22 protein-coding genes are annotated in these 21,057 nt (G+C 41.5%); 5 read left to right on the plus strand and 17 right to left on the minus strand.

What is annotated here, in order from left to right; all coding sequences use genetic code 11:
* The first annotated feature begins 209 nt into the window (after nucleotides 1–209).
* Complete coding sequence (locus JJ692_RS17785) at nucleotides 210–575, plus strand: DUF2283 domain-containing protein (RefSeq protein ID WP_206534032.1); 366 nt, start codon at nucleotides 210–212, stop codon at nucleotides 573–575.
* A 23-nt stretch (nucleotides 576–598) separates the two neighbouring features.
* Here the strand turns inward: JJ692_RS17785 and JJ692_RS17790 are convergent, their stop codons facing one another.
* Nucleotides 599–829 (minus strand): hypothetical protein, encoded by a 231-nt coding sequence (locus JJ692_RS17790; RefSeq protein ID WP_003214314.1) that lies wholly within the window; start codon nucleotides 827–829, stop codon nucleotides 599–601.
* 139 nt (nucleotides 830–968) lie between these two features.
* Between JJ692_RS17790 and JJ692_RS17795 the strand changes: the two genes are divergently transcribed.
* Nucleotides 969–2,549 (plus strand): FMN-binding glutamate synthase family protein, encoded by a 1,581-nt coding sequence (locus tag JJ692_RS17795; RefSeq protein ID WP_206534033.1) that lies wholly within the window; start codon nucleotides 969–971, stop codon nucleotides 2,547–2,549.
* Nucleotides 2,550–2,789: 240 nt separating this feature from the next.
* Here the strand turns inward: JJ692_RS17795 and JJ692_RS17800 are convergent, their stop codons facing one another.
* Both JJ692_RS17800 and JJ692_RS17805 read right to left on the minus strand, forming a co-directional pair.
* Nucleotides 2,790–3,104: a YerC/YecD family TrpR-related protein gene (locus JJ692_RS17800; RefSeq protein ID WP_024424524.1), complete on the minus strand. Its 315-nt coding sequence runs from the start codon at nucleotides 3,102–3,104 to the stop codon at nucleotides 2,790–2,792.
* A gap of 561 nt (nucleotides 3,105–3,665) precedes the next feature.
* Nucleotides 3,666–5,408 carry an adenine deaminase C-terminal domain-containing protein gene (locus tag JJ692_RS17805; RefSeq protein ID WP_025092632.1) on the minus strand — a complete coding sequence of 581 codons (1,743 nt, stop codon included), beginning with the start codon at nucleotides 5,406–5,408 and terminating at the stop codon, nucleotides 3,666–3,668.
* Nucleotides 5,409–5,533: 125 nt separating this feature from the next.
* Between JJ692_RS17805 and JJ692_RS17810 the strand changes: the two genes are divergently transcribed.
* Complete coding sequence (locus JJ692_RS17810; RefSeq protein ID WP_103132275.1) at nucleotides 5,534–5,755, plus strand: YgaP family membrane protein; 222 nt, start codon at nucleotides 5,534–5,536, stop codon at nucleotides 5,753–5,755.
* Nucleotides 5,756–5,787: 32 nt separating this feature from the next.
* Here JJ692_RS17810 and JJ692_RS17815 read toward each other — a convergent pair whose 3' ends face one another.
* Genes JJ692_RS17815 through JJ692_RS17830 form a run of 4 tightly spaced genes read right to left on the minus strand, consistent with a single transcriptional unit; the run spans nucleotide 5,788 to nucleotide 9,772 of the window.
* Entirely contained in the window at nucleotides 5,788–7,053 is a 1,266-nt protein-coding gene (locus tag JJ692_RS17815) for a peptidase (RefSeq protein ID WP_044335243.1), read from the minus strand.
* A gap of 14 nt (nucleotides 7,054–7,067) precedes the next feature.
* Nucleotides 7,068–7,733, minus strand: coding sequence for a 3-oxoacid CoA-transferase subunit B (locus JJ692_RS17820; protein WP_095407899.1), 666 nt, complete (start codon nucleotides 7,731–7,733; stop codon nucleotides 7,068–7,070).
* On the minus strand, nucleotides 7,709–8,395 hold the full coding sequence (locus JJ692_RS17825; RefSeq protein WP_080708064.1) for a CoA transferase subunit A: 687 nt from the start codon (nucleotides 8,393–8,395) through the stop codon (nucleotides 7,709–7,711). The genes JJ692_RS17820 and JJ692_RS17825 overlap by 25 nt, the downstream gene beginning before the upstream one ends.
* A 12-nt stretch (nucleotides 8,396–8,407) precedes the next feature.
* On the minus strand, nucleotides 8,408–9,772 hold the full coding sequence (locus tag JJ692_RS17830) for an aspartate aminotransferase family protein (protein ID WP_025092628.1): 1,365 nt from the start codon (nucleotides 9,770–9,772) through the stop codon (nucleotides 8,408–8,410).
* A 191-nt stretch (nucleotides 9,773–9,963) separates the two neighbouring features.
* On the opposite strand from JJ692_RS17830, the gene JJ692_RS19025 reads away from it, so the two are divergent.
* Both JJ692_RS19025 and JJ692_RS19030 read left to right on the plus strand, forming a co-directional pair.
* Complete coding sequence (locus tag JJ692_RS19025) at nucleotides 9,964–10,662, plus strand: PucR family transcriptional regulator ligand-binding domain-containing protein (RefSeq protein ID WP_241257977.1); 699 nt, start codon at nucleotides 9,964–9,966, stop codon at nucleotides 10,660–10,662.
* A gap of 5 nt (nucleotides 10,663–10,667) precedes the next feature.
* On the plus strand, nucleotides 10,668–11,621 hold the full coding sequence (locus JJ692_RS19030; RefSeq protein ID WP_241257978.1) for a PucR family transcriptional regulator: 954 nt from the start codon (nucleotides 10,668–10,670) through the stop codon (nucleotides 11,619–11,621).
* Here the strand turns inward: JJ692_RS19030 and ablB are convergent.
* From ablB to purM, 10 genes are all read right to left on the minus strand, one after another.
* Nucleotides 11,616–12,461, minus strand: a complete 846-nt coding sequence (gene ablB / locus JJ692_RS17840; RefSeq protein WP_206534034.1) for a putative beta-lysine N-acetyltransferase — start codon at nucleotides 12,459–12,461, stop codon at nucleotides 11,616–11,618. The genes JJ692_RS19030 and ablB overlap by 6 nt on opposite strands.
* A 14-nt stretch (nucleotides 12,462–12,475) precedes the next feature.
* Nucleotides 12,476–12,673 carry a hypothetical protein gene (locus JJ692_RS17845; protein WP_206534035.1) on the minus strand — a complete coding sequence of 66 codons (198 nt, stop codon included), beginning with the start codon at nucleotides 12,671–12,673 and terminating at the stop codon, nucleotides 12,476–12,478.
* A gap of 587 nt (nucleotides 12,674–13,260) precedes the next feature.
* Nucleotides 13,261–14,343, minus strand: coding sequence for a hypothetical protein (locus JJ692_RS17850; RefSeq protein WP_206534036.1), 1,083 nt, complete (start codon nucleotides 14,341–14,343; stop codon nucleotides 13,261–13,263).
* A gap of 430 nt (nucleotides 14,344–14,773) precedes the next feature.
* Nucleotides 14,774–15,742: a DEAD/DEAH box helicase gene (locus JJ692_RS17855; protein ID WP_206534037.1), complete on the minus strand. Its 969-nt coding sequence runs from the start codon at nucleotides 15,740–15,742 to the stop codon at nucleotides 14,774–14,776.
* 26 nt (nucleotides 15,743–15,768) lie between these two features.
* Complete coding sequence (locus JJ692_RS19190) at nucleotides 15,769–16,050, minus strand: DEAD/DEAH box helicase family protein (RefSeq protein ID WP_206534038.1); 282 nt, start codon at nucleotides 16,048–16,050, stop codon at nucleotides 15,769–15,771.
* A complete protein-coding gene (locus tag JJ692_RS19195) occupies nucleotides 16,026–16,307 on the minus strand; it encodes a DEAD/DEAH box helicase family protein (RefSeq protein ID WP_206534039.1) in 282 nt (93 codons plus the stop codon). Before JJ692_RS19195 ends, JJ692_RS19190 begins: the two co-directional genes overlap by 25 nt.
* Nucleotides 16,308–16,585: 278 nt before the next feature.
* Nucleotides 16,586–17,860: a phosphoribosylamine--glycine ligase gene (gene purD / locus JJ692_RS17870; protein WP_151040308.1), complete on the minus strand. Its 1,275-nt coding sequence runs from the start codon at nucleotides 17,858–17,860 to the stop codon at nucleotides 16,586–16,588.
* A 12-nt stretch (nucleotides 17,861–17,872) separates the two neighbouring features.
* A complete protein-coding gene (gene purH / locus JJ692_RS17875) occupies nucleotides 17,873–19,411 on the minus strand; it encodes a bifunctional phosphoribosylaminoimidazolecarboxamide formyltransferase/IMP cyclohydrolase (RefSeq protein ID WP_025092624.1) in 1,539 nt (512 codons plus the stop codon).
* A 15-nt stretch (nucleotides 19,412–19,426) separates the two neighbouring features.
* Entirely contained in the window at nucleotides 19,427–19,996 is a 570-nt protein-coding gene (gene purN / locus JJ692_RS17880; protein WP_044335230.1) for a phosphoribosylglycinamide formyltransferase, read from the minus strand.
* A complete protein-coding gene (gene purM / locus JJ692_RS17885; RefSeq protein WP_206534040.1) occupies nucleotides 19,993–21,033 on the minus strand; it encodes a phosphoribosylformylglycinamidine cyclo-ligase in 1,041 nt (346 codons plus the stop codon). The genes purN and purM overlap by 4 nt, the downstream gene beginning before the upstream one ends.
* Nucleotides 21,034–21,057: the final 24 nt, after the last annotated feature.

The raw sequence follows: 21,057 nt of genomic DNA on the forward strand, positions 1-21,057 counted from the left end.
AATGGGTAACCTCCTTTAGCTAAAAGTTTCATTCTTTTGAAAATGGGTGATTGTGACTTTACATAAAATTGCTGGAGAATAGATAAAAAATCCACTAGAAGAGGAGCTGAAAGAGGTTGATATTTTGGCACTTTGTCACATGCTATTATACAATAAAGGAATATTTTACTATAGATTTAAAAACCATCTATTGAGCAGAGGTGATTCAGTTGAAAAGAACGATTACATATGAACAAAATATAGACATCGGATACATCTATATCACCCCGCAAGCGGAGCATATAAAAATCAAAGAAACCATTGAATTAGATGTCAATGAATGTGTCAATGTAGATATCGATCAAGAGGGCCGAGTGGCTGGCTTGGAGTTATTTGCAGAAGAATCCAAGGTCCTGCGGAACGTACCGGTTTATGAGGATGAGCTTTCTTTACGTTTGACGAATCAGGAAATTCTCTCAACCTATCAATTGTCAGGCGTTGAATTCCAATTCTCGACACCTGATCACAAAAGGCTGATCGGTTTTACTATTGTCGATCCTCTTTTCTATAACATCACAAGAAAAAAACCGTTTTGATCTTTCAAAACGGTTTTTTCAAACTATTGTCTCACTTCATTAAAATAATGAACGGATGTCATGGCCCCTTCGTCGACCATCTTGTTGTCTTGGATATCTAATGGATCTGGGTGGCCGGCTTTTTCAGGAATCTTTTCATCTGACCGGAACATGCTTGCCCATTTTTTCAGATGCTGTTTATTTTTTACCGCTAATAACACAGCTCCTCCAACCCCTAATCCTGCAAGTACATACGCATTTGGACGCTTATTCATGTATGTTCCCTCCCCTTATGATCTTATTTGTAAGTTACCCCGCCTTTTCATTTCTAAACGTCACAATATGCTGGTGTGGTTTCTCTTTCATTAAAAAGTGGAATAACAACAGCAATGAAAGAGAAAAGAGGGGATCTTCGTGACAACAACTTTAATTGTCATCGGCGCATTGCTAGTCATTTGTTTGATCATCCCAATCATTCTATTGATCTGGATTTGGATGAGGGATGAAAAACAAGAGGAACATTCAGTTCTGCGAAATTATCCGGTCATTGGAAAGCTGCGGTTTATCTTTGAAAAAATAGGACCTGAGCTTCGCCAATATCTGTTTCTGAATGACCGAGAGGAGCTGCCCTTCTCAAGAAGAGAATACGAGCAGGCGGTCATGTCTGGGAAGTACAAAAGCCGGACGATGGGCTTTGGATCAAAACGTGATTTTGACAAGCCAGGCTATTACATTCGAAACGTCCTGTTTCCAAAGCAGCGAGATGAACTACGAATCGATCAATCAGAAAAAATCAAAACAAAAGTGTATCAGATTGATCAAGACAATTTACTGCGAAGAAGTGAACATTTCAAAGAAGTCGAAGCAAATCCTTACTTTCTCCATCAAGAGGATGTACAAGTCATTGGCGAACACACATGTCAAAAGCCTTTTCATGTGAAAGGACTGATCGGTCAATCTGCCATGAGCTACGGCTCCTTAGGCGACAGGGCGATTACAGCTCTATCCTCAGGATTAAAAATGGCCGGCGGGACGTGGATGAACACAGGTGAAGGCGGGCTTTCTCCTTATCACCTCAAAGGCGGCGCAGATATCATTTGCCAGATTGGGCCCGGTTTATTTGGTGTTAGAACAGAGGATGGCGCATTTTCCTTTGAAGAATTCAAGAAAAAAAGCGAACACGAAGAAGTCAAAGCCTTTGAACTCAAGCTGGCACAAGGAGCAAAAACACGCGGCGGTCATATTGACGGCGAAAAGGTGACGGAAGAAATAGCGAATATCCGTAAATTACCGCCTCACCAATCCATTGACAGCCCAAACCGCTTTGAGATGTTCCACTCCATTCCTGACATGTTTGATTTCATTGAACAGCTGCGGAGTATAGGCGGAAAGCCAGTAGGAATCAAACTTGTTGTCGGACATAAAGAAAATATTGAAGAGCTTGCCAGCTATATGAAAAAAAGCGGGAAACACCCTGATTTCATTACAGTGGATGGCGGAGAAGGCGGTACAGGGGCGTCCTTTCATGAATTGGCAGATTCCGCAGGGCTGCCGATTTTCACGGCACTCCCCATGGTTCATCAAATATTGAAAGATTACGGTGTCAGAGATCAGGTGAAGCTCTTTGCTTCTGGCAAGCTTCTCTCGCCTGATAAAATTGCGATTGCCCTTTCAATGGGAGCTGACTTTGTGAATATTGCCAGAGGTCTCATGTTTTCAGTCGGATGCATTCGCGCCCAAGTCTGCCACACGAATAAATGCCCAGTCGGGGTCGCCACGACTGATCCAAAGCTGCAAAAGGGTTTATCGATTGAAGAAAAAAAATACCGAGTATGCAATTATATCCTGTCTCTTAGAGAAGGTTTGTTTAACTTATCCGCAGCTGCGGGAATAGAATCGCCTATTCATTTTAATGAAAAACATATTATTTTTAGACAAGAGAATGGTGAAACAAGCGAAGTTCCGATGTTCTCAGGCACACAGCCATCTGTCTAGCTCGAAAAGGTGCGGAAACGCACCTTTTTTATTGACATTTTCGTATAAAGTTTGCAAACAGTAGAGTTTAAGGAAATCATCTCAAGCGAAGATGGCATCTCCTATGAGGGAGAAAGATGGTTTATCGGCGAGCTAAAGTAAAAAACAGGGACACTTTATCAGCCCCTGCCCGCCTTTTCATAAAAAAACTGCAAACAAGTCCATTTTTCGTAAAAAGGATTGTTTACAGTGAAAGCTGCTTTATTTTGTTTCGTTATTTTCCTGCTGTTCTGCTACGCGGTCAAGAGCCATCGTATAGGCATCGTTTCCGTAGTTCAAGCAGCGTTTGACACGTGAGATAGTTGCAGTGCTTGCACCTGTTTCCGTCTCAATTTTATGATACGTGTTTCCCTCGCGAAGCATACGCGCTACTTCAAGACGCTGTGATAAAGATTGGATTTCATTGATGGTACATAAATCATCAAAGAATCGATAACATTCTTCCAGGTCTTTAAGGGATAAGATGGAGTTGAATAACTGATCTAAGCTTTTGCCCCTTAATTTATCAATTTGCATCTTAATACATCTTCTCCTTTACTATTGCCACACCGCTTCGCACGATCTTCTTCTAAGAAAGCGGTATCTTTCCTGACTAATTTTTTTAAAACCTTAGCAATGAGCTTTGAACAGATCTTGACAGGTTTGGTTCTACGCTGAAAATGCCGTCAGGTTCTTTCGTAAGCCGAAGCTTCTTTATCGTAAACAAATTCGACAAGTTCTGTCATTTTCCTTGTATGACAATCTGACAAACTTGTTTGCTTCCAGTATAAAGATGACTTCTGCTTGGTTAGGTCTTCTGCCCTCATATACAGGCTTTGCAGAAAGCTCGGCGAGACCACAAATATGCGCCCCGCCTTGCTCGGGTTATTCAAAATATGTTGGCCGGTCAGCGTAACCGGCAAATTCATTTTACAATTAGAGTACTTCATTCGTCATGTCAAAGCCCTCTGCTTTGTCAACAGCTCCACATAAGATCATGATCACTTACATGGCAGTGAAGAGAACCATGGCTCACTTCTGCCCTATAACAGCAGTCAGAAATGCGGCAAAGATGATACAGCTCCACTCTGTTATATTTTAACGCATTATAGACGGAAAGAGTACAGTTTTTTTCATGACATCAAATATTCCTCTTGGTGTCACTCGAATATACGGCAAATGTGTACTTTGGAAAAAGACAAGTGTATCAATTGGGCAGTCAAATGGATAGCCGCGCTCAATGAGCAGCTCGCGTAATGTTTGTTCCTGCTGAAGAACAGTCTCAAACGGTTCAGCCGATGCACAGCCTGATAATTGCAGCGGGATTTCGTGCAAAATTTTCCCGTTCTCTGTGAGGACGATTCCTCCGCCAATTTCTTTCATCCGCTTATGTGCCAGCATCATATCTTCTTTATTTTTCCCGATCACTAAAATGTCACCAGTGAGCGAAAATGAGCTAACAAAGCCCTGCACTTTATTTGCGAACCCTTTTAGCATCGTATTCACACGCCACTCGCCTTTTCGGTCAATCAGGCTAAAGAAGCTTTGATCATGGTCACATGAGAGCTGGTTGATTGAGTTATCAATTTCCACTGTATAAGGCTCCATGATGACGGCATTTCTCATCTTGACACCTAGCGGCATAGAGAATTGCAAATCACTCATCGTGAGGTCGTAGCTTAAATCTAATGGAAGAAGCCCGCCATTTTCCCATTTTGTTTCTTGGAATTGATGCTGGTTCTCGCCATCTAATTTGAGAATAACCCCTTTAGATATCACCGTTTCAGGATTTGGGTTCATTGGATCATCTAAAATATTTATAGAAGCCAGCCGGCCTGGGCCAACAACGCCTAATAAATCATCGATTTGATGGTATTTTGCAATGTTAAATGTCGCCATATTATACGCATCAATGATCGGCACGCCTTCTTCAAGAGCAATCGAAATCAAACGGTTAATCATGCCTTCCTCATAAAAGTGAGGAGCAGCACCATCTGTTGTATAGAAAAAGTGGTCATAGTGTCTAAAATCACGCTCATGCAGTTCTCTTAAAATGTTCACTAAATCTGGGCGGATGGAAGAATGCCGCAATGAAACATGATAGCCAAGGGACAATCGTTTTAACACATCGTCCGCATTCATCGCTTCATGATCACTGTCCGCGCCAAACAGCTTCATTTTTGTTAGCGTTTTCTCAGAAGCTCCTGGGAAATGCCCTTCAATTCGTTTTCTCTGCTTCTTCGTTTCTTGCATGCAATATAAAATGAGATCATCACCGTCCATCAATCTTGGCCAGCTTGTTAATTCGCCGCCTTGGAGGACGTCAGGATGATCAATCCATTCCTTCCGGTAGTTGACTGGCAGCATCTCATCTTCATATCTGACTTCCGTTTGAAGATCGTATCTGGACCACCAGAAATACTGAAATGGCTGCTTTTTTAATTCACATAGAGTGGAAAGCGCTTTCTTTTCATTGCTTTGCAAAAGAAGAAATAAGTTATCGCTGACCATCGTTGTTGTGCCAAATTGAGACACATATTCTGCAAGTGATTGGGGATTATAAATATGGAACGGATGCGCGTGAGGCTCTATATACCCAGGCACAATGTATTTCCCTTCACAATCAATCACACGTTTAGCTGATTTATTTTGAGGAAGCTCTGCTCCGACATAAACAATTCGATCATCATGTATCCAAATATTTGCCTTCACCCATTGCTTTAAAAACGGGTTAAGCACGAGTCCATTCGTTAAAAGGAGTGTTGGAACTATTTTTGAGTCGACTACATCGATTTGTGTGCGGATGTCATTGTTTCTCCAATTAAAAGTACGTTCGGACATTCACATACTCTCCTTCATTTGTATTAGCCCTATCGTAACATAACGAACTACGTTACGCATTAATGAAACGTTACAATTTCTTGAAATCACACTTAAAATAATTTAAAAAAGGAGATTCACCTTCAATGAAACCTAATCTCGGCTTAATGGAAGCGCTCATTAGGATTGCCTGCGGAATGACAATATGTACTGTGGCTGGATGCTTATATGCTAGAAAACCATGGAGTAAAATGCTGCTTTTGGGCATCATGTTTGGCGGTATGAAACTGGGATCCGGCATTCTTCGTTTTTGTCCAGTGACATACATGTGTGAGCAGCAGGACACACATAAAGAGAAGGCTGAGTAAGGCAGCCTTCTTTTTTTGTGATCATTTTCATCTCATTCCGCTGCTTCACACCATTCTACTATTGTCCCTGCAATAATTTCTGCTGCTTCTATCACATGCTCAATGTCGATAGATTCATTCGGAAAATGGGCAAGCTCCGTTGTTCCAGGTCCAAACACGATGATCGGAATACCAGCCGCCTGTGACAGTAATCCGCCGTCCGTTCCCCAAGGGGCGGCTTCGATCTTCGGCGGCTGCTTCATGACCGCTTCATATTGTTCCTTCAATAAACCTAAAAGCGGATGATCCGTATCGATTGAACCCGGAAGCCATCTTGCACCAAACCATTCGACCTCAACAGGATGCTCTTGAAACCATTCATCTTTTTCTCCGAGTCCTGCCATCCAATTTTCTAATTCCTTCTCTGCCTGTTCTACCGTTTCACCCGGCATCACCCCGAGCCTGCCTTCCATTGTGACAAGGTCTGCTACGGAGGATGGCCAATCACCCCCTTGAATTTTCCCGATATTGATTGGGATCGGGATTGGGATATGCTGAAACAGCGGCTCAGTGATTCGCTGATTTCTTTCTTCTTCAAGTGCCGCTATATGTGAAAGGACTATCGTGCTCTTTTCAATAGCAGAAACGCCGTGATATCTTGTTCCGCCATGAGCAGCCCTTCCTTTAATATGCAGTCTGAACCATTTAGATCCTTGCTGAATCGGAAAGATTTTCATATGACTTGGCTCTGGAATGATGGCTGCATCTGCTGTATATCCTCTCAGTATGGCTGCAAGGGTGCCTGCGCCGCCGCTCTCTTCTTCGACAACACTATGAAACACGACATCTCCCTTCAGCGGAATCTGAAGGGCATGCAGTGCTTCAAGTGCAAAGAGTAAAGAAACGTTTCCACCTTTCATATCTGTTGCCCCGCGTCCATAAAGTCTCCCGTTTATGATATGCCCGCTGTAGGGCGGATATGTCCATTGTTTGTGATCACCTGCCGGGACAACATCCACATGCCCATTTAATAAAATAGATTTGCCTCCGCCTTTACCTTTCAATCGTCCGGCGACATTGGGACTCCCTTTAAAGGAACGCCTCGGGGAATAAAAATACGGGTGGTTCAGCAAGTCATCCCCGCCAATGTCCCATACGTCAACATCAAAGCCAATGGCAGAAAGTTTATTTGCTACGATTTGCTGTACTTCTTGCTCATTTCCTTGTATGCTGTCACATTGCACCATTTGCTGAAGAAGCGTCACGGCTTCCTCCTTATGCTCTTTCATCCAGTTTCTGATACGTGTGGTTGGCTGCAAGTCGGTCATCCTTTCTACACAACAGATTTGACATCAGGCGCTAAAATGAGCGGCGCCTCTGTCGCCCTCATGACATCTTCCGGCTGAAACGGCGGCATGACTTCACGCAAAATGAGCAGCTGTGATTTGACCTCAATGACTGCCATATCCGTAATAATCAGATCTACACAAGACTTAGCAGTTAAGGGCAGCGTACAGGCTGCTTTTATCTTAGATTGTCCATGTTTATCAAGGTGGCTCATCACAACCACCACCTTTTTCGCTTTTTGCGCAAGTTCAATGGCTCCACCCATACCCGGCACTCGTTTCCCTGGCACAATCCAATTGGCAAGATCCCCATGACTGCTGACTTCAAGTGCACCTAAAATGGTCATATCCAGCATCCCTTTTCGAATGATGCCAAAAGCGGTTGTGCTGTCCATATATGATCCGCCTTTTGTTAACGTAATAGGAAAACCCCCGGCATTGCACAAATTCGGGTCTTCTTCCCCTCGTGCTGGTGAAGCGCCTGCCCCCATAATGCCGTTTTCTGCATGCAGCCACACCTCGTAATGTGCTGGGATGTACTCAGCTGCAAGGGTCGGGATGCCGATCCCAAGATTCACAATCATGCCATCTTCAATTTCCTGTGCCGCGCGTTTGGCTATGCGGTGTCTTAAATCGATGTCTCCCATGCCCATGTCCAGTTCACTCCTTTTGATTGCACGATCTGGTTCACAAATACGCCTGGCGTGACGATTTCCTCTGGATGAAGCCCGCCCACAGGCACAATCTCTTCTACTTCCGCAATGGTCCAGTCTCCTGCCATCGCCACAATCGGGTTTGTATTCCGTGCACTTTTATCAAAAATCAGGTTGCCTGCTTCATCTGCTTTGAGGGCATTCACAATCGCGATATCCGCAGTCAGTGCAGGTTCAAGGATATACTTCTTTCCATCCAGCTGAACCAATTGTTTCTCATCAAGATTGAGACTATCCATGCCGACATCTGTCACAATGCCCGCTAAACCCATTCCGCCTGCCCTGATCTTTTCCGCTAGGATGCCTTGCGGGTAAAAAAGAACGTCTAGTGTCCCTGCCTGCATTTTCTGCCCGGCAATGGGATTAGAGCCAATATGTGAAGCAATGATTTTCTTCACTCTTCCTTCTGTGATCAGCCTGCCAACACCGATTTGCGGGAAGCCTGCATCGTTTCCGATCAATGTCAGGTCTTTAATATTGGCTTCTAGGATGGCATCGATCAATGATGGCGGGGACCCTACACCACCAAAGCCGCCAAACATAATGGTCATTCCGTCTCTAAAATGCGTGATGACTTGATCTAAGTTCGCTGTTTTGTTCATCCTCTTTCCTCCCTACATGGCAGATGGGAAAAACCCTCGATTGATGACTTCTTGCTCGACCTGCGTCATTGTCTGCCCGAATAAATGAATCAGTTCATCCATCTCCTGCTGCGTAATAGAAAGCGGCGGTGCGATCATGACCGCTGCACCTCCTACGCCATCCTCTCCTGCGCTTGCTGGGTAAACAAGCAAACCATTTTGTTTGGCCGTCTCCACAACTAAATGTGTCATTTGAGCATGGGCAGGAAATGGTGTTTTCGATAATCGGTCTGCGACAAATTCAATGCCAATGAGCAGACCCTTTCCTCTCACATCTCCTATGATGGAATGTTTTGTTTGCAAATCCTTTAAAGCATTCATTAAATATCGGCCAGACAAATCAGCCCGTTCTGAAAGCTGGTGTTTTTTCATATATCGAATGACAGCCAGTGAGACGGCTGCTGAAAGCGGATTGCCGCTATAAGTGTGGCCTGCCATCACAGAGCCCGAACCGCTGAGAATCGGTGCAATCACATGATCTGCTGAGACAGCTGCCGCAATCGGTGCATAGCCGGCGCTCATGCCTTTTCCGAGTACCATGATATCTGGTACGACGCCCCAATGTTCCATGGCAAACATTTTCCCAGTTCGTCCAAAGCCTGTCATGACTTCATCTGCAATCATTAAAATATCGTTTTCCTCACAAACTCGCTTCATCGCCGCAAAATATCCGTCTGGCGGAACAAGCGCCGCACCCGCTGCTCCAACAATCGGCTCTGCAATAAAAGCCGCAATCCTCTCTTTTCCTATACGCTGAATGACAGTTTTAAATTCCTGTACATACCATTCGACCTGCTTGCTTTCTTCCTTTGGCAGCCACGAACGGTAGCTGTATGGCGGAGACAGCACCGGGTGTTTTTCGAGCAGTGGCTCAAAGCGCTCTCTCCTTGCAATATGACCTGACATCGACAGCGCACCGAGTGTGATGCCGTGATAACTCATCCATCTTGAAATGATGTGATTCTTCTCAGCCTTCCCCTGCTCCTGCCAATGCTGAATAGCTATTTTCATGGCGGTCTCTGTTGCCTCTGATCCGCTTCCGACAAAAAAAGACCAGTTCAAGTTCCCTGGGCAGAGCGTACTCAATTCATAGGCAAGTTCTTCTGCTGGTTCATTTGTGAATTGTGACCTGTACGTAAAGCTCACCTTTTCCGCTTGCTCTGTCATGGCATCAATGATGTCTCGTATGCCATGTCCAATACTTGCCGTGACAGCACCCGATGAGCCGTCTAAATATTTTTTCCCGTCCCGATCATATAAATAAATCCCCTCTCCTTTCACAGCCACAGGATAATGCTGATTCAACATCGGTTTGATTAAGTAATCCCGGGTCTCCACTTTGTCATTCCTCCCTCTCTCGTCAGCAGCTGCATCTTTCTTTTTTCATGAATCGCAAGAAAATTTTGTATACTTGTTATAAGATTAGCTTAATCAAGAGGGCAGTCATCCTCCATTCGCCACATGCCCGAATTTCACACGCATTTTTTATACATCGTGTATAAGAGTGTTCAAAAGGAGGTCATGAGTCTATGGCGATTCTCGTCAAAGATGCACTCTCGCTCGATATTATGAAGGAAACAAAGCTGCTTGCTGGGGAAAATGGACTGGACCGCCTCATTCAGTGGGTGACCATCGTGGAAATTATCGAAGATACTTCAAGGCTTTCAGAAGGGGAACTGCTCGTCACAACCGGTTTTGGGCTTGCAGACAATCAGGAAAGGCGCACCCGGCTTGAGGAGCTGATTCAATCTCAACGTCTATCGGCCATTGCGATTTATAAAGGCGTATACTTAACGGAAATTCCGGCATCACTGATCGAAGCTGCCAAAAGCAGCGGCATTCCACTCATCGAGATTCCTTCACATGTCAACTTCTCAGACATTACAAAAGCCGTCCTAGAGCAAATCGTCAGCAGCCAGCTCCATCAGCTTAAATATTCTTCAGCCATTCACCAAAGACTAACCCATTTAAATGTCAGCAATAAAAATGTCACACAAATTACAGATGAGCTGGCACATCTCACTTCGGCGAACATCGTCGTTCTTGATGTTTTTTTACATCAAACCGCAGCTCATCTCATCAAAGATGCAGTGACGTACTCTCCTGCTTTTGGCTTTTTGACAGATCATGAACCAATCGAAACGACGCCTCTTCTCAAGCAGGCTGAGGAGAAAGGAAGGCTCGTTTATGACACGTGCGGTGCGTTTGTCCTTGCTCATGTCCGGTGATTGCGATGGGTGATATTTTCGGGTTTATTGTGTCTTTGAAGAAAAAGGAAGCGTGGCATCATCTCGATGCGATTGCCATCGAGCATGCCGGGGCGGTGTATGCGATTGAATGGCTGAAGCAAAAAGCCATTCAAGATACAGAAAACCAAATGCAAGGTCATTTGTTAGATGATATTTTGCAGCAGCAATACACAGAAGAAAGCTATGTGGTCGAACAGGCAACAAAGCTGCAATACGATATGAGCGATGAGCAGGTGGTCATCTACTTTCAATTTCAGCATCAGCACACACAGCTCGATCACCAAATGATGCAGCGCCTATCTCAATTGCTCACGTCGATTTTTGAACGCAGACATATTCCTTATTTACTAAAGACAAGGCTCGATTCTATTTTTGTTCTTACACCAGCAGAAAAAAAAGCGTTTCAAGAAGCGGAGTGGTATCGTGCAGCAGAAGAGTGCCGGAGCACTTGGTCTTATTTTTTTCCCGTCCACCCGATTGTGATTGGCATTGGGAGAGCCTATGACCAGATCGGTCTCTTTTCAAAAAGCGCAAAGGAAGCGCAGTATGCAGCAAGGCTTCTTCCGCTTTTAAAGACAGACGAATGCATCATTCATTATCAGAAGCTCGGCTTATACGGGATGCTGCTTGAAATGAATGAAGCGGGTATGAATTTGCATGACTTTTACGTGGAGCTGTTAAGTCCCTTGCTTTATACGAAAAAACAGGGCGCTGACCTGATCCATACACTCGAAGTGTATTTGGCACACAATGAAAATATTCAAAAATCTGCGGGAGAATTGTTTATTCACAGGCATACATTAAGCTACCGGCTGAAACAAATTGAAACGAGAACAGGCTGCAGCCTCAAATCAACAGATGATCGGATGAAGCTGCAGCTCAGTATCATGGCGTACCGCCTATCTGGTCTGCTTGATCAGATGAGAACCATTTCATGATTCATTCGGCGTTTTCACCCATAGATTCATATCTTCAATTTTGTCAAAAATATAGCAGTTGTTTTGGAAACGCCCGGTATACGTATAGCCGAGCTGATAAAACACTTGGTTCATTCCATAGGACAGTGCACGTGCGAGAGAATAAAAGACATAGATGTGCATGGATTGAAGTTCTTTTTCGAGTGCTAGAATCAAATGATGCATGAATCCTAGTTTTCTGTATGATGGAAGGGTCGCACAATCTGTTAATTCCGCATGACCATACGGCTCATTGATTTCAGCGGATGCTGCACTCACAATGTGACCGTCATGTTCAACGGCATAAAAGACGGTCCCTTCCTCCATCACCTTTTGGATGTAATCTGGCTCATTCATTGGCGTAGGATACGTTTCAAAAACGGCATCATAGAGCTTTGCCAGCTTGTGAATATCCTGCGTATCCGCTTTCCGCATCACATACTCATCCTGCCACGTACCTTGGTCTTTTTTGAGAGGCTTTTCCTGAATAGACGCAACAATTTCATCTTCCTTCAGCCAATACGGGCTGTTCATTCGATCCTCCGTCAGAAAGAGCGACATGCCGTACGCATCACTTCCAAGAAAATAATGAGAAAACACGCCTTCAAGCCGAAAGCCTTTTTCTAAAAAAAGAGGCATATGCTCACGCCTGACTTTCACAATGACCTTAGAAGCCTTGCAGGCTGCCGCTTCCTTAAGAACCGACTGAATCACATCCCGCACCCTGCCGCTGTAGTCATCCAAACGGATTCGCTCATTAAATGAATCAATACAGATCGAGGCAGAAAAACGCTCGTTCGCAAATTCCTTCAATTGCACCATATACTCATCCTCTCTTATAAATCAGCTAATAAATTCAAAATTGGAAATGAAGAAATAGCAATACCAGAAAGAATCGAAATGATCATATAACTAATGGCTAAACCTTTTTTCATTTTATTGTGCTTAATTGCAAACAACATGATGTTATTGATGGTTAAGAGAGATAAAATAAGTATGACGATTGCAAAGATCATAAATGCTTTGTTTTCCATGTTTCCTCCCTATTCATTTGTAATTCCATACTACTTCTTCATATTCCGCCGGCATCCCTTCTCATGAGTAAAAGAAGAACTGGCAACGGCAAAATGACAAGGGATATTGAACGAGAATATGATATACACCGTAGGACTATTACCAGATAGCTCCGAGATTTCATAGAAAACGGACCTTTTGATAACAATGTATTATCACCAAAAGCAAATCTAAAGCTTGAACAGTTAAAGGAAAAAAGTTAGGAAAAGAGAAGTTGAGTTTAGGTATAGGAGAGGAGAATATGTAACTGCCATACAAAAAATTCTTAATGAGATATCAGGAAGCTTTAAAATAAAGTTTGAACAAAAACACCTCGTACATCCTTACACTAAGAATAATAAGGCACATCCATTTTGAAAAAGATTAATCAAAATGGATGCTTCTTTAGCATTTTATAGTTTGCTTATTTAACAATAATTTCATTTTCTCCAGTATTACTTCATAAAGGCACCCGATTGTGGAATAAACAATATGTTTTCGTTAATGAATTGAAATTTTTTAATAAAATTGATATTGATTTTAAGTACACTATTTAATCCTTCATAACTCAGGCTTTTTTATCAAAAAATAATATAAATTTTGCACCTATTGATTGTACAGCTGCCCAAGTATACATAAGGAGATAGTCTATTTGTATTATTTCTGGGACTTGGTCTCGACTTTTTTGTTTTTGTTGATTGTATGCTTCCAAAGAAAACATTTTTCCTGTGAGCGCCCATATATAAGTTACTGATTCTGGATCTCTTTGGTATTGTTTAATTAAATCCCAAACCTCATTAGCTGCCTTGTCTCCTTTAATTATTCTTTTTCTTGTTACTTCTTTAAAATTCCAATCTCCATCCCAATTGTCAACATCTTTAGGTTTGCGATTACTAAGTGGATGTGAGTAATCAAGGCTTTTTATAATTTGTGAAACAATATCTTGAAATGCTGAAGCAGACCGAGAGGCTTTTTTTGCTTTACAATGAATAAAATATATTTTTTTATCTTTGATATTCAAGCCAATAAAATCAGCTATCTCAGAACCAAGATCAGTACAAATAAGATAATCCATCTCGATCAATGATTCTTTTATTTCATTTTTTTCATCCAAATCCTTACCTAAAGAAGATACTAAATAGAAAAAAGAGTCTTCAGTCCATTCCTCTCTTTGAACAGATAGGTCCCCTTTTTCACTATTTATTTTTTTATTATCTAACAGCTCGTATTCCCTGAAAACCCCATTCATTTTCGTATCATCGTAGGAGATATCACATTTTATAAATTCTTTTTTGTAATATATATGTGTAGCATCGCTAGTAACAATTTGAAAATCTTGATATCGATTTAAATAGCTAATCAATGTTTCGTTCTTACTTACACTATATTCATTAGTTGTTATATCTTCATTAAAACGGTAGTTATTGTTTAAAGAGGTATCTTCAAAGGCTAAATGATATCTTTTATTTTCATATCTAATCATTAAACAAGCATTTTCCCCATTAACTTTTAACTGTGTTTTAGAATCATCTATTCTGTAATTTAATTCTTCAATACTAACCTTCTCCCCATTTTCATTAACTAAATGATCTGCAAAATCATTAAAGTTAAAAGTGATTAATATAGGATTAGTATTTTCAGGAATGCCCACAATGGGTGAGTATCGTTGAAAGAAACTATTGGCTGCACCAGCCCCATTAAGAATTTTACTAGCTATTTTTTTATCCAGTCTAAATAATCTGCTAATTTAACATAATTTGAATCATCAGATACTCTACTGTTTGAAAAGCCAATATATCTTCTACCTTTATTACCTGCCTCATTTACAGTACCCGTAATGGTTGTACAAAAATTATATTTGTCAGTCATATTAGGTGCGATGTTTTCTATATTTTCACTGTTAATTACCTGCCTATGAATATTATTTTTACTTACAATACCATTCCTCAATGTTACTTTGAGTAAATTCAGTATCCTCATTGAAAAGCAATTGTAGCTTATTGGTATCAATTGGATCTGATAAATCAGGATTATACTTGGTATGTAATTGTTAGTATCATAATAATATAAATAATTTTCATTTATCCATAAAAAAAAAATAATCCTAGTTTCACTTCTATAAATGATTCATTACTTAATATTGAAGAATTCCCGAACTTAGTATAGATAACCACATACATACTTTCACTTTCATCTATGTTTTTATTAACAACAAACTCGTTTGAAAGTTCTTTCTGACTTATAATTTTATCTATCAATGTGTTAAATTCAAAATCACTTGTCATCCTGTCTTTTAATGAAAAAATATTTACTTTTAAAGGTAAACTATAACGATAGAGCGTATCTTTAAATTCTAATGGCATTTGATCATCGAATTTTTTTAAGAATTTTTGAGAACCGTAAATATAATCAGGCTGATTTGATAAATAGCTTTTGAAAAAGCCCTTGTAATTATTGATAGGAAGTTTTCCTCTTTGGGATTTATCAGATTCATAGTCTAAATAATTAGACCAAATATCTTCAAGATAACGATCAGTTGAATTTATTATCACCCAACTTGTATCTAGTTTACTATCAGAACTTTCTTTCCTTAAAGTTCTTCCTATCTGCTGTATTAAAGATCTAGCATTGTCAAGTCCATCATAAATAGCTAATATAGCAAATTTGCTGTCATCTATTCCTTCAACTAATTTATTTTGAGCTAACCAATAGATTGCATCATTTTCATTTGGTACATCTTTAAATTTATAACTGCTATTTTTCGTGTTTTTAAATCTTTCGTGTATAGCAATTGCTTTTTCTTTTTCCCCTTCTAAGTAATCAATTGCAATCTCTAAATCAATAAAAGATGAAAACCTAATTATAACTTTTGGCTCATAATTCTTCTCCTGTTCAAATCTCCTTTTGAATTCAATGGTCTTCTCAATAAAATCTTTTATTTTCATTTCTGAACTAGATAAATTCTGCTCAATAGATTTAAATTCTGGTGTTCTTATGATTTTGTCATCAAAAAGCTTGTCGTATTGAATAATTGAAGAAAAATTTTTCATCAATATTAAAGATTTGATAATCGTTTCTAATTGGAGTTGCTGTAAAAGAATTGTTTTTGTTTAAAACTTCTAATTGCCTCACTCCATGTATTTGCTGGTTCTTTATGTCCCTCATCAAATAAAATTAAGTCAACCTGATCTTTTAGAATATTGAACTTATTCTCATCATCAAGTTTTATTTGAGTTAAAGCTTGTATGGTTGTAATGAATACCTTATTCCCTTGTTTCTCCAATAATTCAGAAACATTTTTAGGAAATAAACGTTCTATTGACTTTTTGATTTCTAAGTCAATATCCACTTTTCCCACATTATTCTGATCTCCTTATAAAGTTGCTCTCTAATAGCAGAAGAAGGAGAAACTATTAAAACATTATTGCATCCTTTTATAAGCAATGCTAAAACGCCTATCACAAAAGTCTTACCCGTACCAGTTGGCATCTTAATTAAAGCTTGTTTGTCCGAAGAACTTTTTATATAACTTAAAGATGTTTCTATTGCTTTTATCTGATAAGGTCGTAATTTAGAAGATATTCTTGATCGTTGTTCCCAAATAATTGAACTCATATTTATTCACCCTATGTTCTATAAGAATACAAATATGTTTATCATTATTCGACAAACCTTTTTATTCTCCTTCTCAGATAGAAAATTCATTCATTGTAAGCTAATAAAATCCTTTAACATTATGGTTTTAATCTTTATTAAAAGATCACAATAAAAAATACATCCATTATTTCTATAAAGATTTAATGGATGTATATTTTTATAACGAATAAAAGTTTGATTATAAGGTCTGGTCTGGTTTTGTTATACTATTTTTCCTATATTTCGATAAGAAAGGATTAAACGTTTTTCCCCGCAGCTTTCAGCGCACGGGCACCGATGTCACGGCGATAAAATAGACCTGGCTGTATGATTTCATTAACCGCTTCATACACTCTTGATCTTGCCGCTTCAAATGTGTCGTCAAATGCGGTCACATTCGCTACACGTCCGCCATTTGTGACGAATTGATCGTTTTCTTTTTTTGTTCCTGCATGGAAGGTCACGACATCAGAGACAGTCGTTTGCAAGGCACCGATCGGTGTGCCTTTTGCATAGTCTTCTGGGTATCCTTCTGATGCAAGAACCACACTGACAGCCGCAGTGTCTTTCCACTGTAAGTCCACATCTTTTCCATCAAGAATATCGAGGAATACTTGGACTAAATCTGATTCAAGACGAGGGAGAACCACCTGCGTTTCAGGGTCGCCAAAGCGTGCATTGAATTCAATCACCTTTGAGCCTTCTGGTGTCAGCATTAAACCTGCATATAAAATGCCTGTAAATGGACGCCCTTCCTGCACCATCGCGCGAGCTGCCGGTTTCACAACATCTTCCACGGCTTTCTGAACCACTTCATCTGAAATTTGCGGAACTGGTGAATAAGCGCCCATTCCGCCAGTGTTCGGCCCTTTGTCATCTTCAAAGGCCCGTTTGTGATCCTGCGCAATCACCATCGGGTACACCTTTTCTCCGTTGACAAAGGCCATGAGTGAAAATTCTTCGCCTGTTAAAAATTCTTCGATGACAACAGATGCACTTGCATCGCCAAACTTTTCATCCTCTAAGAAATCATGCAGACAATCGACCGCCTCTTCCAGCGTCATGGCCACTGTGACGCCTTTTCCTGCGGCAAGTCCGTCTGCTTTAATGACAATCGGCGCACCCTTTTCTTCTACATATGCTTTTGCTTCTTCAAACGATGTAAAGGCAGCGTAAGCGGCTGTTGGGATATCGTAGTTCTTCATTAAGTCTTTTGCAAATTCCTTTGAGCCTTCAATGACCGCAGCTTTTGCATTCGGTCCAAATACTTTTAGACCTGCTTCTTCAAATGCATCAACGATACCTGCGATTAAAGGAACCTCTGGACCGACAATGGTTAAGCCGACTTCGTTTTCTTTTGCAAAACGAATTAATGACTCATGATCGCCTTCGTCGATTGGTACAAGCTTCGCAGCATCTGTCATTCCATCATTGCCGGGTGCGACAAATACTTGGCTGACAAGTTCACTTTGATTCACTTTCCATGCGATGGTATGCTCTCTTCCGCCTCTGCCGATAATTAATACGTTCACACTGTCATCCCCTTAATGTTTGAAATGTCTAACGCCAGTGAAGACCATGGCGATGCCGTATTCATCTGCTTTTTGAATCGATTCTTCATCACGAATAGATCCGCCTGGCTGAATGATCGCTGTGACGCCTGCCTTTGCAGCAGCTTCCACTGTATCGCCCATTGGGAAGAATGCATCAGAGCCTAGTGCGCTTCCTTTTGCCTTTTCACCAGCTTGCTCAATTGCAATGTTAGCTGAGCCCACGCGGTTCATTTGACCAGCACCGATTCCTGCTGTCATTTGATCTTTCGCAAGGACAATAGCATTTGATTTCACATGCTTGACTACTTTCCAAGCAAGTTTTAAGTCTTTCCATTCGTCTTCTGTTGGTTCTCTTTTCGTTGGAATAGAAATCGTTGCTTCCTCTAAGCCGTACGTGTCAATATCCTGAACAAGCAGTCCGCCATGAACACTTGTCAGCTGTTTTTCTTTTTTCCCAAGATCTGCTTCTACATCTAATGTTAATAGACGAAGATTCTTTTTCGCTGTTAACACGTCAAGTGCTTCTTGGCTGAACGATGGGGCGATGACAATTTCTAAGAAAATCGTATGCAGCACCTCAGCCGTTTGTTTGTCTACTTCACGGTTAAGTGCCACAATGCCGCCAAAAATAGACGTCTCATCTGCTTTGAATGCTCTGTCAAATGCTTCTGCAATCGTTTCTCCTGTACCAACGCCGCACGGGTTCATATGCTTCACAGCAACAGCTGCTGGCTCCGTGAATTCACGTACAATTTGAAGAGCGGCATCTGCATCTTTGATATTGTTGTAGGAAAGTTCTTTTCCATGTAATTGCTTTGCAGTAGCCAAAGAACCTTTGGCTGGAAGAGCATTTTCATAGAAAGTCGCCGCTTGGTGCGGGTTTTCTCCATAACGAAGGGATTGTTTTTTCTCAAACGTGACAGTGAACTGTTCTGGCTCTGTTTCGCCCACAAAGTTTGTTAAGTAATCCGCAATCAGAGCATCGTAAGCAGCCGTATGACGGAATACCTTTGCAGCGAGCTCACGTTTTTTCTCGAGTGACACGCCGCCTTCTTTGATTTGCTGGATGACTGTATCATAGTCACGAGGATCGACAATCACTGTGACGTCTTGGTGGTTTTTTGATGCTGCACGAAGCATTCCCGGTCCGCCAATATCAATGTTTTCAATCGCTTCTTCATACGTCACATCGTCTTTTGAGATCGTCTCTTTGAATGGATAGAGATTCACGACAACAAGATCAATCGGCTGAATGCCATGCTTCTCAATCTGTGCCATATGCTCATCGTTTTCTCTCACTGCTAAAAGCCCGCCATGAATGTTCGGGTGAAGTGTTTTGAGTCGTCCGTCCATGATTTCAGGGAATCCAGTGACTTCTGAAATTCCAATGACATCAATGCCGTTCTCTTGAAGAAGCTTATGTGTACCTCCAGTTGAAATCACTTCAACACCAAGTTCTGTTAATTCTTTCACAAAAGGTACAAGATTCGTTTTATCGGAAACACTGATTAATGCGCGTTTGATCGTCATGCCTTCGTCACCTCATTAAGATAATTCTAAAAGTGATTTGATCACTTTTGGATATAGTGTGTGTTCTAGTTCATGCATTCTTTTTTCAATCGATTCAAGCTCTTCCCCTTGTTCGATATAAATCGCGGCTTGGTCAATAATCGGGCCGGTATCCATACCTTCATCGACAAAATGGACGGTGATGCCCGCCACTTTGACGCCTGCTTGATAGGCTTGTCCAATGGCATCCAGCCCTGGGAAGGCTGGCAGCAAGGACGGGTGGATATTGACAATTTTCCCTCTGAATGCTTCAAGTAATGTCGGACCAATCAGTCTCATATACCCAGCAAGGAAAATCCATTCCACTTCATGCAGCCTAAGCTGTTCAATGATCGTTTGTTCAAAAGCGGCTTTATTCGGAAAAGCCTTCGGGGTAAAGGCAAAGGAGGGAATGCCCTCTTTCTCAGCACGCTCCAGCACCTTTGCACCCGGTTTATCACAAATCACAATGGCGGCCTCTGCCTGCCACTGTTCTTTTTTTAATGTATCAATAATGGCTTGAAAATTCGTCCCGCTTCCAGAGGCGAAGATCGCAAACTTCTTCATGAGAGGCTTCCACCGCCGAATGTGACACCTTCTCCTTTTTGAACACGGCCGATGAGAAATGCTTTCTCTCCGTCTTCTTCAAGTCCTCTGATCACTTCGACAAGGTCATCTTCTTTTACCGCTAAGACAAAACCAATGCCCATATTAAACACATTGAACATTTCTTCTGCCTTTAACTGTCCTTTTTCTTGAATAAAGGAGAAAATTGGCGGTACTGGCCATGAGCCGTTATCAATCTCAACGCCAAGCCCTTCAGGTAGCATACGTGGTAAATTTTCAATAAAACCGCCGCCTGTCACATGTGCCATACCGTCAACCTTACCGGCTTTCACTTGTTTAAGAACAGGCTTTACATAAATTTTAGTCGGTTCAAGAAGCTCTTCTCCAAGCGGTCTTGTAAAAGGTTCATACGTCTGATGAAGGTCAAGACCAGCGTCTTCAAGCAATACTTTACGAACGAGAGAGTACCCATTGCTATGAATTCCGCTTGAGCTGAGTCCAATAAGCAAGTGCCCCTCTTTGATGCTCTCTCCTGTCACGATTTCATCCTTTTCAACGACGCCTACTGAAAAACCAGCAATATCATATTCATCTTCTGTGTAAAGACCCGGCATTTCTGCTGTTTCTCCGCCGACAAGCGCTGAACCAGACTGCTCACAGCCGTCAGCCACACCTTTGACGATTGATTCAATTTTTATCGGATCTGCTTTACCAACTGCTAGGTAATCTAAGAAAAAGAGCGGCTCTGCCCCTTGTGCCAGCACATCGTTCACACACATTGCCACGGCATCAACACCGATCGTATCGTGTTGATCCATTAAAAAGGCAAGCTTTAATTTTGTTCCGACACCATCTGTTCCTGAGACAAGAACGGGCTTTTTGTATGGCAGCTCAGATAAATCAAACATACCGCCAAATCCGCCTAGAGCACCCATGACACCTGCTCTTTTTGTACGTTCTACGTGTGTTTTCATTCGTTTAACGGCTTCGTATCCTGCTTCGATGTCGACACCGGCGTTTTTATATGCTTCTGACATCCCATTCACTCCTTTTAGCTGCTT

Source organism: Bacillus sp. 3a (assembly GCF_017161885.1).
GTDB classification, from domain to species: Bacteria; Bacillota; Bacilli; order Bacillales; family Bacillaceae; genus Bacillus; species Bacillus safensis.